Genomic DNA, 17,456 nt, shown 5'->3' on the forward strand with positions numbered 1-17,456 from the left:
TTGGGCTAATAAAATAAATACCAATGGCCAAAAATTTTGCAGCAATCGCCTATTCTGATGCGGTAAAAGAAATGCAGGAAAAACTGGGTAGCAGGGCAACATATGCCAGGATGGAAAGGGATACTTACATTGATGGTTTAACCGATAACGAGGTGGATTTTATAGCACAGCGGGATAGCTTTTACATGGCAAGTATCGGAGAAAATGGCTTCCCGTACATTCAGCATCGTGGCGGACCGAAAGGCTTTTTAAAAGTGCTGGATTCAAAGCGAATTGGCTTCATTGATTTTAAGGGTAACATGCAATACATCACTGTCGGTAACCTGGCTACTAACAATAATGTCGCATTGATAATGGTTGATTATCCTGCAAGAGCAAGATTGAAAATTTATGCTAAGGCTGAGATTATAGAACTGAAAAATAATCCGGAATTGTACCACTTGCTGGATTTAGGTGATTATAAGTTTAGGCCCGAGCGCATGATGGTTTTGACTATTGAAGCGTATGACTGGAACTGTCCGCAACACATTACTCCAAGGTATTCAGCAGAGGAAATTGAGCAGGCATTTGCCCCGCAACGTAAGCGCATGGCGCAGCTGGAAGAAGAAGTTAAAGTATTAAAGACAAGGATAAAAGAAGCAGGTATTGATGCTGGTTATGATGGCTAGTAAAAAATAAAAAGGGGATAAGATGGTAAAAGAATTAAAAAGAGTGGTGATAACAGGAATGGGTGCAATAACACCTTTGGGAAATACGGTTGATACATTCTGGCAGCATATTATTGCCGGACAGAGTGGCGTTGGATGGATTACAAAATTTGATACCACTTATTTTAAAACAAAATTTGCTGCAGAAGTAAAAGGGTTTAACCCGGCTGATTATTTTGAAAAGAATGAAGCCCGTAAATACGATTTGTTTACACAGTATGCGGTTGCCGCAGCAGATGAAGCGATAAAAAATGCCGGTATTGATTTTGAAAAATTAAACAGGAATAAAATTGGTGTTATCTGGGGATCTGGTAACGGCGGTATTCAAACCTTCCAGGAGCAGGTGGAAGATTTTGTAAAAGGAAACCGGCGACCAAGGTTTAATCCTTACTTTATTCCTAAGATGATTGCAGACATTCCTTCCGGAGTTATTTCTATCCGGCATGGATTGAGAGGACTTAATTTTTCAACTGTTTCGGCCTGTGCCTCCTCCAACAATGCCATCATTGATGCCTGCAATTATATTCGGTTGGGCAAAGCAGATATGATTATTACCGGCGGTTCAGAAGCACCCATTAATGAGAGTTCAGTTGGAGGTTTTAATGCATCCAAAGCATTGTCGACAAACAACGAAAATCCGCAGGCTGCCTCCAGGCCGTTTGATGTAAAAAGAGATGGCTTTGTAATTGGCGAAGGCGCGGGTGCATTAATTGTAGAAAGTTTAGAATTGGCATTGAGAAGAGGTGCAACTATTTTAGCTGAAATTGTTGGTACCGGAATGGCGGCTGATGCTTATCATTTAACCGGCACACATCCCGAAGGTGAAGGCGCTTACCTGGGCATGCTGGATGCATTGGAAGATGCAGCAATAGCCGCTTCTCAAATTGATTATGTAAATGCGCATGCTACGTCAACACACATGGGTGACGGGAGTGAACTCAAAGCAATCAGCAGAGTATTTGGTGAAAACAATCATTTAAATATCAGTGCCACGAAATCTATGACCGGGCATTTACTGGGGGCAGCCGGAGCAGTTGAAGCCATTATTTGTATTAAGGCAATTGATGAAAAAATAGTTCCACCAACAATAAATACAGAAGTGGTGGAGGCTGCATTTGCAGGCAGGTTTAATCTTACATTGGGTAAAGCCCAGGCAAAAGAAATTAATTATGCAATGAGCAATACCTTTGGGTTTGGCGGCCATATTGCTACCACCATTTTTAAAAAGTATTATCCTTAATAATTGAAGAATAAAAATCAGTTATGCTTAATCAGTCGAATTTTACACTTATCAATCAGCAAAACGGCAACCCTGCGTTCAAGCTTTTTTCATTTGAAGGAAATGAATTTTTTGATCATTTACAGCGAAATAATTTTTTCACCCTTATCTGGGTTACGGAAGGCGCAGGCACAGTAAACGCCAATTTTGAGGGGTATGATTTTGAGGCCAACAGCCTGTTTACTTTTGCGCCTTATCAGCCTTACGTATTCACGACTGCGAAGCCCATTAAAGGCATCGCTATATACTTTCATTTCGATTTTTTTTGTATTCATAAACACCAAAAAGAACTGGAGTTGAATGGTGTTTTGTACAACAATGTTTACCAGCCGCCTTTTGTTAAAGTAGATGAAAATTCTGCTGCAACTTTTAAAATGCTTTGTGAACAAATTGAAGCCGAAATGCAACATGCGGCACTGGCTCAACACGAGTTGCTGGTATCTTATCTAAAAATATTTTTGATAACTGCATCCCGTTTAAAAATTGAACAACAACCAAAAGTCGCAGAAATGGTTAAAGACAGTAAAGAGCCTTTTATATTGCAGAAGTTAAAAGATGCCATAGAAGAAAATTTTAAAACAAAGCACACGGCCAGCGAGTATGCAGAGCTGTTGTACATTTCTCCAAAAGCGTTGGCAAAAATCACCAAAACGCATTTTAATAAAACATTATCTAGTTTGATCAATGAGCGGATCATTATTGAAGCTAAGAGAGAACTATATCTTACCGATAAAACCGTAAAGCAAATAGCTTACGAATTAGGCTACGAAGATGAATTTTATTTCAGCCGTTTCTTTAAAGTAAATGCGGATGTGTCGCCGCAATTATACAGGGATACAGTGGGATTTGCAAGAGGCTTGGCGTAGATACCCTGGTATATTATTTTCCACCATTATTGCATGTTTGCAGCTCACCACAAACCCGGACGGGGAATACTGATTCCTTTACAACAGCCGGGCAATACCTAACGCAGTGACAGGGGTAAAATAATGCTACGGTAATACAAAGTGGATATGGATAAAATAGCTATTCTTCAACTAACGGCAGTAGCCTTTAGCGTTGTGACTCTATTCCGACAGGTAACTTAATTTACCCCGGCAAGTAAATAATAAACTTACTCCCTTTCCCCAACTCGCTTTCCACAACGATATTTCCTTTTGCAGCGTCTACTATTTTTTTGGCGAGGTACAGGCCAATGCCCTGCCCTTCCACGTCATTGTGAATTCTGCCATACATGTCGAATATTTTATTGATGTGGGCCGTTTTGATGCCAATGCCATTATCCTCTACCGACAGCACGACATAATTCCCCAGCTTTTTTGTACGCAGGTGAACCACTGGTGGCTGTTCGCCTTTAAACTTGATGCTGTTGGAGATAAGATTGTATAAAATACTGCGGAGATTCTTTTTTGAAAATAAAATTTGCTTTACTTCCAGTTGCCGGTGAATGACTGCTTTTGATGCCGCTATTTTATTATCAAGGCTCCATTCAATATTATTCAATATTTCATCCAGGTCAACCATCTCCAGCGCTTTCATATCGCTTTCTATTTTTGCAATATTGGCAATCTCGCTGATGAGTGTGCGGAATTTTTTAACGGACTTATTGATGATGTCTAAAAATTTATTCAGTTCCGGATCAACCACTTTTACCTCGTTCATCACGGCAATACTCATTTCAATACTGCTAAGCGGCCCGAGTAAATCATGCGAAGCAGTGTTTACAAAGTTTTCAAGATCAGCATTAATACGGGACAGGCTTTCATTTTTCTCATCCAGCTCCAGCTGCGTTTGTTTCAGGGCTGTGATGTCATTAAAAGTAATTATGGCGCCGGTATTTTTATGATCAGCCTGTTGCGTGTAAGGCATCGTCATTACCTGGTACCACTTGCCATTGTTGGTTTCAATTTCTTTTGAAATCACTCTGCCATCTTTAATTACCTGTCTGATATCGTCTGCTATTGTTTCAAATTTAATGTTGGTAGAAATATCACTCAGCGGCCTTCCGATATCACCCGGCTGCAGGTTGATCTGCTTTACAGTGCCCGGCGAAAATTTCATCAGCACCAGGTTATTGTCTACAAACAGCTGCCCGTTGATATTGCTTTTAAAATAATTATCCAGGTCATCATTTAATTCCTGCAGTTCTTTATTTTTTAGCTGGTAGTCTGCATTGATGGTATGCAGCTCTTCGTTTACCGATTGCATTTCTTCATTGGTACTTTGCATTTCTTCATTGGCTGAAAGCAACTCTTCGTTATACGACTGCATATTATCGTTGGAAGCATCCAGTTGTTCATAAGTTGTATTCAGCTTATCCTTTAAATTATTAACCTCTTCTTCTAAAATTAACGTATACTCGTCAAAATATTTCTTTTCATCGTATACAATGCCAGTATCTGTGGTCTCCTTAACAAGCTTGTCTTCACTAAAAGTCACCATTAGTAAGCGCTGTAGTGGTGTTTTCAATACCAGCGGCTTTACCGCCATCGTTACATTTATTTCCGTTTCATGCTGTGGCATTTTAATCGTGGAGATAGCCGCTTTTTTACCTGTTTTTTTTACCTGGATGCTAAGCGTATTATAAGCAACTGCAAGCGGCCTTGGCAGTAATTCAACCAGGTTTAAATTGAAGTTTTTTTGCAGCAGGTATTTGGTAGTATCGCCATAGGTCTTTACCACCTGGCCGTTTTCATCTACACAAACCACCAGGTAGTCGAGCTCTTTAAAAAATGCCGTATTCACAGCTTCTGCCAGGTTTGTATGCATAATTTCGTTTATATCCCCAAGGGGCGAAACCTCCCGCATGCCTTTTACATCCGCCATCTGCGGTAAAGAAAATCCATCAAAGTTGATGGTGCGTTTTGTTTCCAGGTTTTTATAAATTTTCCATTTTTTATTAATTACTTCCAGGTGCTGCAAAATAGGCATGGGGTTTTCGCTGCTACCTAAAAATAAATACCCGTCCCGTTTAAGCCCGAAAAGCAGCATTAAAAATATTTTCTTTTGTAAAACCGGCGTCATATAAATCAGCAGGTTGCGGCAGCTGATAAAATGCATATTGCAGTAAGGTGGATTTTTTACGATGTTATGTTGAGCGAAAATCAGCATATTGCGTATTTCCGGTTTTACTTTATAGCTATCTCCTTCCTTACTAAAATATTTTTCAAGCCGTTCGGGTGTGATGTCCCTGGCAATGCCTGCTGCATAAACTCCTTTGCCTGCATGCACGAGTGCGACGGCATCAATGTCGGTAGCAAACATTTTTACTACCACCTCTTTTAAACTATCCTTTAACTGCTCATGTACCAGTATGGCCAGCGAATAAGCTTCCTCTCCGGTAGCGCAACCGGCAACCCATATTTTTAATTCTTCACCCTTCGCAAGGCCTTTGAGTATAACCGGTAAAATATCCGTTTGTATAAAATCAAAAGCTTTGGGATCGCGGAAAAATGTAGTGACGCTTATCAGGAAATCCTGCGCCAATATTTTTATTTCTTCGGGTGAAGTTGTTAAAAATTCAAGGTACTTTTCAAGACTGCTAAAATTATTATACGCAGCCCTTCTTTTTATGCGGCGCAGAATGGTCGGCCGCTTGTATTCAGAAAAATCAAGCGGTAATTTTTCATTTATCAAACTTATGATGGCATTGCAATTTTTTTCATCATCCTGATCATCCACCAGCAGCAGGCCATCCTGTTTAACATAGTCTTCAATAGTGGAGGGCATTAATGCAGGTTCAAGAATAAAATCTACCAAACCGGTTGCAATGGCATTGGCGGGCATGCTGCCGAACTCCGCTGTTTCCGGATTGCGGGCAATCACCATTCCCCCTGCTTTCTTAATCGCTTTTATTCCTTCTGTTCCATCAGAACCCAGGCCGGAAAGTACTACCGCAATGGCCTTTTTTCCATAATCTGCCGCCAGCGAATTAAAGAATGCGTTGATGGTAAGGTGCGGACCTTTTATATTTTCCTTATCAGTTAAATACAATTTGTTTTCATGAATGGTCATGAACTTATTGTTGGGAATCAGGTACACCTGGTTGCTTTCAATAGGCATATCATTGCCAGCTTCTTTCACTTCCAGCTTGCTGTGGCGCCCAAGTAATTCGCTCATCCTGCTTTTAAAATCGGGCGACAAATGCTGAACGATTACATAGGAAACGCCATCCAGCGGCGTATGGTCAAAAAAAGCGTTTATCTCATCTAAACCGCCGGCGGAAGCACCAATTGCAATAACATGGTGTGGTTGAACAGTGGGCATAATAAAAATTAAACGATGAAAAAATAAACTAACAGGAAAGAGCTGGTAAGGAACGAATGATTAACCAGAATCTGACGAAGACTATCAAAGGTAAGCCTGTTTGCTTATCAGTATAGCAAATTATCATCATCCTGTCTGAATGATAATAATCAATTTATAAAACACCCATTCAACCTGTAATTGTCTGGTGATCAAATATGCATCTTTCACAAATGAAAGTTTGACCGGGTGGCAATAATACTATGCTAATGGCATGGTGTTCAATTAAGTAGGTAACCATGGGTGGAGTGCAATTGTCTGGTAAAGTTCACCAATTTTCAATACTTGCGGTTACACAATTATGGAATTAATTTACATAATTTACTGATTGAGGTGCATGGCTGGCAAATATTTCAACTCTTCTTCACACTTTCGCAGTGCTTATTGCCCAAATGACAAAACAAAAAGCAACGCTATGCAGTGATTATATGTTTGTGACGGCAATTTGTCATATCAGGCAGCAGATTATTCCAGAGTGGTTGACTCGTGATGGCCACACTTTGTCTGGCGGATGGTTAATGGATGTCTGCAGAAAGCGATTAACTTGTAGCTAAAGAAAAGTGGGTGAGGTATAAGTGTTAAACACGTCACTTTTTTTATGTGCGATGTTTAGACATGCATCTGTTTTGAATCTTATATTCAGGTTTGTATCGTGCTGGAAAATGAACGGGATTTGTTGTTTTATACCGCGTCACATATGCTCCATATACCAGTTCAATTCTTTTTTCACTTTCTGGTGCAGGAGAATGGTTTCAATGATTCGTTGCAAACGAACAAAAGCAGTTTCGCTTTTTACGACATAATCAAAAGCTTTGTGGTGCATACAGTTTACCGCCACTTCTATTTTATCCTGCGATGATAACATTACCACCGGCAGATCTGGGTTAAACAGTTTAATTTTTTGCAGGGTTTCCAGTCCGTTCATCACAGCTACTTCAATCCCATCCAGGTGATAATCCAAAATGATCACATCAGGCTTGAAGGATAAATTAGCGATGCATAATTCGCCTGTAGCAAATGTTTCAACAGTATATTTTGTATGCATGGCAAAATCAATCTCCAGCGATTTTAACAGCAACGCATCATCATCCACTAAAAATATTTTTACTTCATTTTGTGCATTCATCACTTTTGTTTTTAATGCTGATCAATTCTTCCCTCAATTCCATACAGGCCTGCACGCACACGCTTTCCAGCTGTAACACCATATCCGGAAGTCCTGCCCTGAATTGCTGCGTATGCGCATATTCCTTTATCACTCTTGCCATGTTTTCAAAATCGGTGCTGATGCCCATAATTGAAAAAGATGGAATCATTTTGTGCACAGCTGAATGTAACAATTGCCAGTTCTTATCATGAAAACTTTGTTTCATGGCGCTGATCAACGGAGGTGTTTGTTCCAGGTACAGCAAGATCATTTCGGTCATCAATGCCGGGTTCGATTTTGTGCGCCGGTTTAAATATTCCAGGTCGGTACATTTTTCGTAATGCAAGGCGGATGTTACCTTTTCTTCACTCACTACTTTGTTGCGCTTTACCTGCTCAATCAATTTGCTATACAACAGTCGTTCGTTCACAGGTTTGGCTATGTAGTCGTTCATACCTACTTCCCTGCATTTTGCCACATCCACTGTTGTAACATCTGCGGTTAAAGCAATGATAGGAAGTGTGAGCTTCATTTTTTTCCGGATATAATCTGTTGCTTCAAAGCCGTTCATTTCCGGCATTTGCAAATCCATCAGGATAATATCATATACCCCGTTTTCCAGTTTTTCGATGGCAATTTTCCCATCCGCGGCTATATCACATTCAAATCCAAAATCATCCAGCAGCGTCCTCATCAGTAATTGGTTCAACGCTATATCTTCCACTACCAGTACCCGGATGTTTTTAATCTTATCATCGAATTCAGCAATCTCATTCAAAGGCTCTGCTACTTCTTTTGTTTTTTTAAAAGGCAATATAAAACTAAACGTGGTGCCTTCACCCATTACACTTTTCACCGTGATACTACCTCCCTGCGGTTCTACCAGCTGCTTCACTATGGCAAGGCCCAGGCCGGTACCGCCGTACAAACGGGAAGTGCCGCTCGAGGCTTGCTGAAAGTTCTCAAAAATCTTTTCCATTTTATCTTCCCTTATGCCAATACCGGTATCTTTTACAAAAAATTCAACACTGGCGGTATCATAGTCTTCCTGCAACAGGCGTACGCCGACTGTAATACTTCCTGTGGTGGTAAATTTTACGGCATTGCTAACCAGGTTTAAAATAATCTGGTGCAGGCGTACGGGGTCGCCCATCAGCACTTCCGGAATATTGCTATCGTATTCTTTAATGAGCTTTAAATTTTTTTCCTGGATTTTTATTTCGAATAAATGCAGCATGGCGGCTATTGACACGGATAGTTTGAAAGGTATTTGCTCAAAAGACATTTTACCGGCATCTACTTTTGCCAGGTCAAGGATATCGTTGATGAGTACAATCAGTGCATCGCCGCTTATCTTAATGGCGTTCAGGTATTCCTTTTGCTTTTCTGATAAATCCGTTTTTAGAACCACTTTTGTAAAACCAATGATGGCATTCATTGGAGTGCGTATTTCGTGACTCATGTTCGATAAAAACTGCTGCTTTGCCTTTACTGCGTTTTCAGCTATTTTGGTAGCCGCTTCTGCATTGCCCTGGGCTTCCCGTGCGGTGGAAGTTGCCAATTCCGCGACTACTTTTGCTGCTATCAATTCTTCTTCAATTCTCTTTTGGGCAGTTACATCCCGTGCTACAATTACAACACCCTGCACATGGCCCTGTTCATCTTTGTAAACCGATCCATTGAATAATACATCCGTTAATTTGTGGTCGCGGATGGTAAGCGGGTAATCGGCAACAAAGCCTACGGCAAATGTCCGCTCGTAAGCTTCCCGCGCTTTTTCAGGTTCGGTGAAATAATCGAAAAAATTGCTGCCGGTCAATAGTTCCCTACTGGCACCCGTAATATTTACAGAGGCGTTGTTCATATCCGTAATTTTTCCGTTGGTGCTGATTGTGAACAACGGATCCTGACTTGCTTCGATGAGACTTCGGGCATAATTGGCAATCCGCAATTCGGCTGCCCGCTTTTCTTTTTCGTCATTTTGAAAAGCCAGTTCTTTATTGGCGATCACGAGTTCTGCTGCCCGCTTTTCTTTTTCGTTGTTTTGAAAAATCAATTCTTTATTGGCAATGCTAAGTTCCTGTGCCCGCTTTTCTTTTTCATCGTTTTGAAAGGCCAGCTCTTTATTGGCGATGATTAGTTCCGCGGCACGTTTTTCTTTTTCGTTATTTTGAAAAATCAATTCTTTATTGGCAATGCTAAGTTCCTGTGCCCGCTTTTCTTTTTCATCGTTTTGAAAGGCCAGCTCTTTATTGGCGATAATCAGTTCTGCCGCCCGCTTTTCCTTTTCATCATCCTGATAAGCCAATTCTATGTTAGCAATACCCAATTCTGCCGCCCGCTTTCCTTTTTCGTTTCCCTGGAACGCCAGTTCATTATTGGCGATAATCAGTGCGGCTGCCAGCCTGTCTTTTTCTGCTTTTTTAAAACTAAGTTTTGTCCATGCAATATCCAGTTCACCGGCTAATTTTTGCTGGTTAAGGAGATTCAAATTTTTACTATTCACCAGTTCCGTGACTTCTGTAAAGATGATAATTACACCCGTAATACTACCTTCTTTTTCTTTAAAGGGCTGATAACTGCAGGTAAAAAAAAGTTGTTCTTTTTTATTATTCCGGAGTATGTAAAATTCCTGCTCACTGATGCATTTAGTTTCACCGCTTTGCGTTACAGTATCCATCAATTCTCTTATTACGGTTGATTGCAGTTCAGGAAAAACTGCAAACATCGGTTTGCCAATAATGGTGTTGTCTTTACCCAATAATTGTAAATAAAGTGTATTTACAAAATCGATGGTATAGTTTTTCCCCTTTAAAATGACAATAGCCACGGGCGACTGCATCATTGCGGCATAAATATGCATTTCCATTGTATTTTCAACCAGTTCAGCCCCGATGCTTTCTTGTTTATTCATTGTATTATTTTGGAACAATCGTGTCTTAAATTTCTTCCAGCGGAGTGCGCTTTTTATCTTTTAATTGTTTAAAATGCGATGGCGAAAGGCCGGTTACTTTTTTAAACTGGTGTGACAAATGAGCAACGCTGCTGTAATTCATTTTCCAGGCTATTTCAGAAATGGTAAGTTCGTCATACATGATTAGCTCCTTGATGCGTTGCACCTTATGCGAAATGATAAATTGTTCAATCGTGGTGCCCTGCACTTCGGAAAATAAATTGGCGAGGTAAGTATAATCATGATGCAATTTTTCGCTCAGCAAGGTTGAAAAATTAACTCTTTCTATTTCTTCTGAATAATGCACCATCTCAATAATGATTGTTTTTATCCGTTCAATCAATATCGCTCTTTTATCATCCATTAACTGAAGCCCGGTATCAAGCAGCGCAGCTTGCAATAATTCCCGCTGCTGTTCGGTGATATTTTCCATGACCTCAACTTCCCCCAAATCAACCATAATAAAATGCAGTCCTAATTTTTTAAGCTCTTCCTTAACTGCCGTTTTGCACCGGTTACTCACCATGTATTTGATGTATAGTTTCAACTATATTTAATTTAAAGGTTATTACACACAAAGATGCCGGGCTTTGAATAGTAAAGTCTTTTAAAATTTTATGAAATAGTTGTATAATTCACAGTTATAGGCGGACAGATTACAAACAATTTTACTTTTGCAAAAAATACTGACTTGTAAAGGTGAGTTGGTGGCTAGCAATCATTGGTTGGAAGAATGCACTTTTATTTTAAGTGGAATAACTTAATTGGTAAGTGTGCCGGGGGCAGGTTAATGGCAGATTAATTTTTTTAGTCTGTTGAAAATGTTGAAATGGCTTACATTTTATATTAAATATGCACGCAGTTAGTACTTAATTATTATTAAACGAGAGAATAAAAGTGGTGCCTTTACCTTCTGTAGAATCAATAGTAATATTTGCCCCGTTGGCTTTTAAAATAGTATAGCTTAGTGCAAGGCCAACACCCAACCCATTTGGCTTGGTTGTATAGTAAGGTTGAAAAATATTTTTTAAATTTTCTTTCTTAATGCCGCATCCGTTGTCTTCAATCCTTACCACGAATTTATTATCCTCATACCCCGTAACCAGTGTTAGCATTCCGCCTTCAGAAGCCATCGCATCCACCGCATTTACAATCATATTGGTCAGTGCAATTTTCATTTTTGGTTCATCCATTGTTATTTTATAATCAGCAGGGGCATAGCTTTTACGCACTTCAATATTTTTTAGTATGATGCGGTCACCGGCAGTTACCAGCACATCCTCCAGTAATTGCTGAACGGATTGTTTTCTTTTATCGGCCGTATCCTCCGCTTCTTTTTTCAGCAGTATACTGATTAAATCATTGATGCGTGTATAACTTCTTTTAATGATATCCAGGTATATTTTCTGGCTGTCATCCGTCATCAGCGCTTCCAGGATGTCGACAGACAGGTTGATATTGGTAAGCGGGTTTCTAACCTCGTGCGCCAGGATAGAAGCAAACTGCGGCGGCAGTTCCTTTATTTTTTCAGGCGCTTTCCAAACAACGTTCAGGCTGTAATTGTCTTTTACTGGTAACAGAACAGTAGCAACAGCGGCGGTTTGGTTGTATAACATGGTTAAATTTTTTTGATAGTAATTGATTCCATAAAGGTGAGGAAGCATTTGTTCACAATTGTTACATAACTCTTGCTAAAAGTTACATCATTCACATGTTTCCAAAAAGAGCCCACTGAATAAAATTAGAACTACGTTCAGACATATCCCCGGTTATTTCGAGGCTTTAAAATAATTTGGCTCATCGTACATAATTTCCCTTACATGAAACCTGGCATAAGGATAGTCACCTTTTTTCAACCGCCACAACACTTCACATACAGTTGGAACAAGTATTCCGTTGAAATTTTTATAGTCATTTAGCCTGATGATCCATGTCTCACGAATACCTGCTTCCATAAACCTGGTAGTTTCCATTGTGGCTATTTCGTCTGCAGCATTAAAGCTTACCCGGTAAGCAAACGCAATTCCCTTATAGCTGAATGATAATTGTGCAGCCGAGTCATTGATTGCCGTCCAGCTGATATGTTCACCAGGCAATAGATTAGTGGGAAACCAAACATTTTCCCCAAGCCATCGCTGTAGTTCCCCTTCATTAAAATTTGCTCCCTTACTATCTGCTACTTTAAACACATTGAAGAGCAACACCACAAGCCGCCCCTCGTCTGCAATGTACATATCGCGTGCTGTGAACATACTGGTAGTTCCTTTCCATATAAAGCCTGGCTTTTGCGCTGTAAAATATTGTTCCCCTTTTATATCAATCCAGCCCTTATCTAAGCCGGTTTTAAATTGCCCGTCGTGTTTAAGGCTTACATAACTGACGTATGCCTGCCCTTCTTTTAAAACATGTTTAAAATACCGCTGCACCGGAGCAGGCAGGCCAGCAAGCTGAGGGTAGGAAAATGTGCTGGCTGAAATATTTTGAGACAATGAAAAAAGTGTTTTCACCTGTTGATGAAACCGCTTGGATAAACTGATGCTACCCACAATAAATACAATTATCAGCAGGCTTGCAATCGCTATTATAATGATCATACTCTTTTAATTTTGTATTTCAGAATCATTTTTGCCTAAAAGCAGCCAGCCAATTTGGACAACAATTTAGAATGCAAACTGAACGTCAGCAGATGTCACTGCTGATCCTTGCCCGGGCCGCTTTTTTTTACTGTAAGCTACCACTTAAAATCTTCGCCGGTATGCAAAAGTGTGAATGATGCGACTCTTTCCTGCAATAGTGTAATACTCTTCCAACGATATAAACGCATCTTTAAGCCATGATCATCCGGCAAAAAAATCAACAGTAATTCCAATGAAGCATTAAAGCCGCGACGCCTTTCAATTTCCACAGTTAAGTTGTAAACTAAAACAGTATGTCTATTATTACAGCCGCACTGAGGGACGATTAAAAAAATCATTTCTTAATACCGGAGTGTAACAAAAGAAATAGTTTCTATAAATATTCCGCATTGATAAGCTTTAAATTCTTGTCAAAAGTATACAGTCTCGGCACCCCTGTCGGGATATTCACCTGCACCACGGCTTCGGGGCTGATGTTTTCCAGGTACATCATCAGGGCCCTCAAACTGTTGCCATGAGCCACTATCAATACATTTTCTCCCGCATGTACCCTGGGCTCAATTACCGCTTTGTAATAAGGCGCCGTTCGGTTGAAAGTATCTTCCAGGCTTTCACCACCGGGTGGCCGGACAGCATAACTTCTTCTCCATATTTCCACCTGAGCTTCTCCATACTTTGCTATCGTGTCTGCTTTATTCAGTCCCTGTAAATCGCCATACATGCGCTCATTCAGCGCTGCATTTTTTATTACGGGTATAGTTGTTTGTTCAATAGTTTCGAGTATGATCCGCAAGGTTTCCTGCGCTCTTACCAGCATGGAAGTAAAGGCGACATGGTAAGCAAAATTTTTTATTTTTTTTCCAGCATTCACCGCCTCTTCTTCGCCCAAGGCGGTCAGCGGTACATCCAAGTTACCTGTAAACAGGTTGGCAAGATTATAAGTGGATTGCCCGTGGCGGATGATTGTTAATGACATTTCAGGTGATTTATTTTTTTACATAAAATTGATATTGTTGAAAATAAGAACATTGTCTGCTAAAATTAATCATTCACAACTTTTTATTGTCCCGATGTGTGAATGATGCAATTGTTTTCTGCAATTGTGTAACAGCGGCTTCAGTATTAACGCCAACTTAGCATACTGGTTTAACCATATACAAACAAAAGAGCAAATAATGAAAGTCGCTATTTTCAGTACAAAATATTATGAACGGGAATACCTTAATAACGCCAATGCCGGAGGCAAACATCAGCTGACTTTTTATGATGCGAGCCTCAATGAAGACAGCATCAATCTCACCATCGGGCATGAAGCAGTTTGCGTTTTATTGTCTGATAAAATCAGCAAAACAGTTATTGATAAGTTATCTGCCAACAACATTAAATTGATTGATCTGCGCAGCGCAGGTTTCGACAATGTAGATATTGAAGCCGCTGCCAAACGCAATATAAAAGTAATGCGCGTGCCGGCCTATTCACCCCAGGCCATAGCAGAGCATGCTGTTTCGCTTATCCTGGCGCTTGACAGAAAAACATACAAGGCCTACAACAGGGTAAGAGAAAATAATTTTTCACTGAACAACCTGATGGGTTTTAATCTTTCGGGCAAAACGGTGGGTGTTGTCGGTACCGGCAAAATCGGCAGGGCATTTTCCGCCATCATGCTGGGCTTTGGATGTAAAGTAATTGCCTACGACATTAAAGAGTCAGATCTGCTGAAAGAAAAAGGTGTTGAATACAAAACCTTTGAAGAACTGCTGCAGGTGTCAGACATCATTTCTATTCATTGCCCGCTTACTGCCGATACACGTCATTTGTTTAACAGCTTTGCTTTTGGCAAAATGAAAGTAGGCGCAATGCTGATCAATACCAGTCGTGGAGCTGTTATACAAACCTCGCATGCCGTTGAAGCATTAAAGAGAGCGCAGCTGGGCTACCTGGGAATTGATGTGTACGAAGGAGAAGAAAATTTATTCTTTAAAGATTTATCCGGAAGCATTGTACAGGATGATTTGATTGAAAGGCTGATGTCTTTTAACAATGTGCTGATTACACCTCACCAGGCATTTTTTACCAAAGAAGCAGTTGAACAAATTGCGCTGACCACCATTAAAAACTTTACCGATTTTGAAAATGGTATTCCATCAGTGAACGAAGTAAAAATTGAAAAGACAAAATTATTACAGTTATCATCATAAACACCAAACATGAAAGAATACAAATTATTCCAGGCTACCAAAACCGGATCAGCCACATTATTAAACCACATTGTAATGGCGCCGATGACCAGGTGCAGGGCAATTGGCAATGTTCCCAACGATTTAATGGTGCAGTATTACCAGCAACGCTCGCAGGCCGGTTTAATAATTACAGAAGGTACTTCACCTTCGCCGAACGGGTTGGGCTATGCAAGAATACCGGGCATATTCAATACAGCGCAGATAGCAGGATGGAAAAAAGTTACGGATGCCGTGCATGGCAATGGCGGAAAAATAGCTGTTCAGCTGATGCACACAGGCAGAATCAGCCACCCGCTTAACATGGCGGAAGGAACTGAAATCATTGCACCATCTGCTGTTAAAGCAGCCGGCCAAATGTGGACAGATAGCAAACAATTACAGGATTTCATTGTGCCAAAAGCAATGACTGCTGAAGACATCCTGCTAACAAAAAATGAATTTGTTATGGCTGCAAAAAATGCGCTGATCGCCGGCTTTGACGGCGTTGAATTACATGGTGCAAATGGTTACTTACTGGAAGAATTTTTATCTCCTTTTAGTAATACACGTACTGATAATTATGGCGGAAGCATTGAAGACCGCTGCCGATTTGTGCTTGAAGTAACTACTGCAGTTGCAGCAGCCATAGGAAAAGATAAAACCGGCATTCGTTTGTCGCCCTATGGTGTGGCAAGTGACATGCCGCATTACCCTGAAATTGATGCAACGTATGGATACTTGTCGAAAGAATTAAATAAAGTTGGTATTGCCCATATCCATTTGGTGGATCACAGTGCCATGGGTGCACCCGCGGTACCACTTGAAATAAAAAGCCTGATCCGGAAAAATTTCACCAACTCAATTATTCACTGTGGCGGCTTTGATAAGGAAAGAGCTGAAGCAGATATTGAAAGCGGTCTGGCGAACCTGATTGCCTTTGGCCGACCTTTTATCAACAACCCCGACCTCGTTGAACGGCTGGCGAATAACTGGCCTTTGTCAACTGACCTGCATATGGACCTCTTTTACAGTGCCGACGAAAAAGGCTATACAGATTACCCGTTGTACCAGGAAAAACTGATCACGGTATGATAATCACTTTAGAGGCCGCCTGGCTTTTTTTACTGGCCATACCCATTGCCTGTGTGGCATGGACGGTTACGCATGAAGAAGTGTTCAGGGAACAGGGTGTATTGCAGCAACCGTTGTAAAACAGGTAGAAAGTTCTTTTACCTGTTGGAGCCTGATGTGCTGGAGACGCTTAAGAAATCGTCGTATGAATTTCTTGAGCAGTCCAAAAAACATCTTGGCGGAAATAATATAAACACAATTGTCAGAGAAGGCGATGCATCCACCTCCATTATAGAAGTGGCAAAAGAAATAAAAGCAGATGTAATTGTGATGGGAACTCACAGTCGCAATTGGCTGGAACATATTTTACTGGGCAGCACGGCAGAATCTGTATTGCAACATACAGGTATACCAATGTTTATTATCCCGGTAAAAAAATAAAAAATCAGTTCACCCACTGATGTGAAAATTTTTTTGCGCTTTTCTTTTTTATAGCATTCATTTTTCAGCCTGCAGTGCTTCCAAACCATTTCTCGTTGGTAAAAACCATCAGCTTGCTTGCAATCCCAGGATAAAGGCACAGAAAGAAAAAAAGTTAATTTAACCAGTTGCAGCTGAATTTTCGTCAAGTCCCTCAGCCATAAACAACTTTGTTAAGAATAAATCTGCTTGCGTTTTTTGTTAAAATGATTTAACTGCGCTGTTGGGTGGATTGGTCTACATTACATCCTTATATAGTAGTAATTAAAAATTAAACAAGCAAACCAATGGCAACAGAAAGACTGGATATCGGAACAAGTGAAATTGAAAAAGACAAAGTCCACATTATTGTAGAGATCATAGAGTATATACCCAATGCAGTATTAAGCAGAACCATCGTTAAAAAAACAACGGGCAACGTAACCGTTTCTTCATTTGCAGCTGGAGAAGAACTGGCAGAAAAAATTGCTCCTTTTGATAACTTCATACAGATAATTGATGGTACTGCGGAGATCACCATTGAAGATAAAAAATTAAAACTAACACTTGGGCAGGGTATTATTATCCCCGCCCATGCCAAACATTGCTTTAATGCCGGTGAACAATTTAAAATGATTTCAACTGTAATTAAAAGTGGTTACGAAGAATAAGTATTACCT

The 17,456-nt window shown here is 40.3% G+C and carries 15 protein-coding genes; 8 read left to right on the forward strand and 7 right to left on the reverse strand.

Annotated elements, in window-relative coordinates:
- Positions 1-23 precede the first annotated feature (23 nt).
- From QWZ08_RS02025 to QWZ08_RS02035, 3 genes are read left to right on the forward strand one after another with little or no spacing between them, the layout of a single operon-like run.
- A complete protein-coding gene (locus QWZ08_RS02025; protein WP_290335518.1) occupies positions 24-668 on the forward strand; it encodes a pyridoxamine 5'-phosphate oxidase family protein in 645 nt (214 codons plus the stop codon).
- 22 nt (positions 669-690) lie between these two features.
- Positions 691-1,947 carry a beta-ketoacyl-ACP synthase II gene (gene fabF / locus QWZ08_RS02030; protein ID WP_290335519.1) on the forward strand — a complete coding sequence of 419 codons (1,257 nt, stop codon included), beginning with the start codon at positions 691-693 and terminating at the stop codon, positions 1,945-1,947.
- Positions 1,948-1,970: 23 nt separating this feature from the next.
- Positions 1,971-2,852 carry a helix-turn-helix domain-containing protein gene (locus tag QWZ08_RS02035; protein WP_290335520.1) on the forward strand — a complete coding sequence of 294 codons (882 nt, stop codon included), beginning with the start codon at positions 1,971-1,973 and terminating at the stop codon, positions 2,850-2,852.
- Between the two features lie 223 nt (positions 2,853-3,075).
- Here QWZ08_RS02035 and QWZ08_RS02040 read toward each other — a convergent pair whose 3' ends face one another.
- The 7 genes from QWZ08_RS02040 to QWZ08_RS02070 form a co-directional block, all read right to left on the reverse strand.
- Positions 3,076-6,252, reverse strand: a complete 3,177-nt coding sequence (locus tag QWZ08_RS02040) for a chemotaxis protein CheB (RefSeq protein WP_290335521.1) — start codon at positions 6,250-6,252, stop codon at positions 3,076-3,078.
- A 730-nt stretch (positions 6,253-6,982) separates the two neighbouring features.
- Positions 6,983-7,417, reverse strand: a complete 435-nt coding sequence (locus QWZ08_RS02045) for a response regulator (protein ID WP_290335522.1) — start codon at positions 7,415-7,417, stop codon at positions 6,983-6,985.
- Positions 7,401-10,352 (reverse strand): ATP-binding protein, encoded by a 2,952-nt coding sequence (locus tag QWZ08_RS02050; protein WP_290335523.1) that lies wholly within the window; start codon positions 10,350-10,352, stop codon positions 7,401-7,403. The genes QWZ08_RS02045 and QWZ08_RS02050 overlap by 17 nt, the downstream gene beginning before the upstream one ends.
- A 25-nt stretch (positions 10,353-10,377) precedes the next feature.
- Positions 10,378-10,938: a helix-turn-helix domain-containing protein gene (locus tag QWZ08_RS02055; RefSeq protein ID WP_290335524.1), complete on the reverse strand. Its 561-nt coding sequence runs from the start codon at positions 10,936-10,938 to the stop codon at positions 10,378-10,380.
- A 322-nt stretch (positions 10,939-11,260) separates the two neighbouring features.
- Positions 11,261-12,007 (reverse strand): two-component system sensor histidine kinase NtrB, encoded by a 747-nt coding sequence (locus tag QWZ08_RS02060; protein ID WP_290335525.1) that lies wholly within the window; start codon positions 12,005-12,007, stop codon positions 11,261-11,263.
- A gap of 153 nt (positions 12,008-12,160) precedes the next feature.
- The gene (locus QWZ08_RS02065; protein WP_290335526.1) at positions 12,161-12,985 is read right to left on the reverse strand and encodes a DUF6544 family protein; all 825 of its coding nucleotides are present in this window, start codon (positions 12,983-12,985) and stop codon (positions 12,161-12,163) included.
- 415 nt (positions 12,986-13,400) lie between these two features.
- Positions 13,401-14,003, reverse strand: a complete 603-nt coding sequence (locus tag QWZ08_RS02070; protein WP_290335527.1) for a 2,3-bisphosphoglycerate-dependent phosphoglycerate mutase — start codon at positions 14,001-14,003, stop codon at positions 13,401-13,403.
- Positions 14,004-14,202: 199 nt separating this feature from the next.
- On the opposite strand from QWZ08_RS02070, the gene QWZ08_RS02075 reads away from it, so the two are divergent.
- From QWZ08_RS02075 to QWZ08_RS02095, 5 genes are all read left to right on the forward strand, one after another.
- Positions 14,203-15,225, forward strand: a complete 1,023-nt coding sequence (locus QWZ08_RS02075; RefSeq protein ID WP_290335528.1) for a 2-hydroxyacid dehydrogenase — start codon at positions 14,203-14,205, stop codon at positions 15,223-15,225.
- A 9-nt stretch (positions 15,226-15,234) separates the two neighbouring features.
- Positions 15,235-16,338 (forward strand): alkene reductase, encoded by a 1,104-nt coding sequence (locus QWZ08_RS02080; RefSeq protein WP_290335529.1) that lies wholly within the window; start codon positions 15,235-15,237, stop codon positions 16,336-16,338.
- Positions 16,335-16,457 carry a hypothetical protein gene (locus tag QWZ08_RS02085; protein WP_290335530.1) on the forward strand — a complete coding sequence of 41 codons (123 nt, stop codon included), beginning with the start codon at positions 16,335-16,337 and terminating at the stop codon, positions 16,455-16,457. The genes QWZ08_RS02080 and QWZ08_RS02085 overlap by 4 nt, the downstream gene beginning before the upstream one ends.
- Positions 16,411-16,758, forward strand: coding sequence for a universal stress protein (locus QWZ08_RS02090; RefSeq protein ID WP_290335531.1), 348 nt, complete (start codon positions 16,411-16,413; stop codon positions 16,756-16,758). The genes QWZ08_RS02085 and QWZ08_RS02090 overlap by 47 nt, the downstream gene beginning before the upstream one ends.
- A 326-nt stretch (positions 16,759-17,084) precedes the next feature.
- Positions 17,085-17,447, forward strand: coding sequence for a cupin domain-containing protein (locus tag QWZ08_RS02095; protein WP_290335532.1), 363 nt, complete (start codon positions 17,085-17,087; stop codon positions 17,445-17,447).
- Positions 17,448-17,456 lie beyond the last annotated feature (9 nt).

Origin of the sequence: Ferruginibacter paludis, from assembly GCF_030409685.1 — a bacterium.
Classification (GTDB): Bacteria; Bacteroidota; Bacteroidia; order Chitinophagales; family Chitinophagaceae; genus Ferruginibacter; species Ferruginibacter paludis.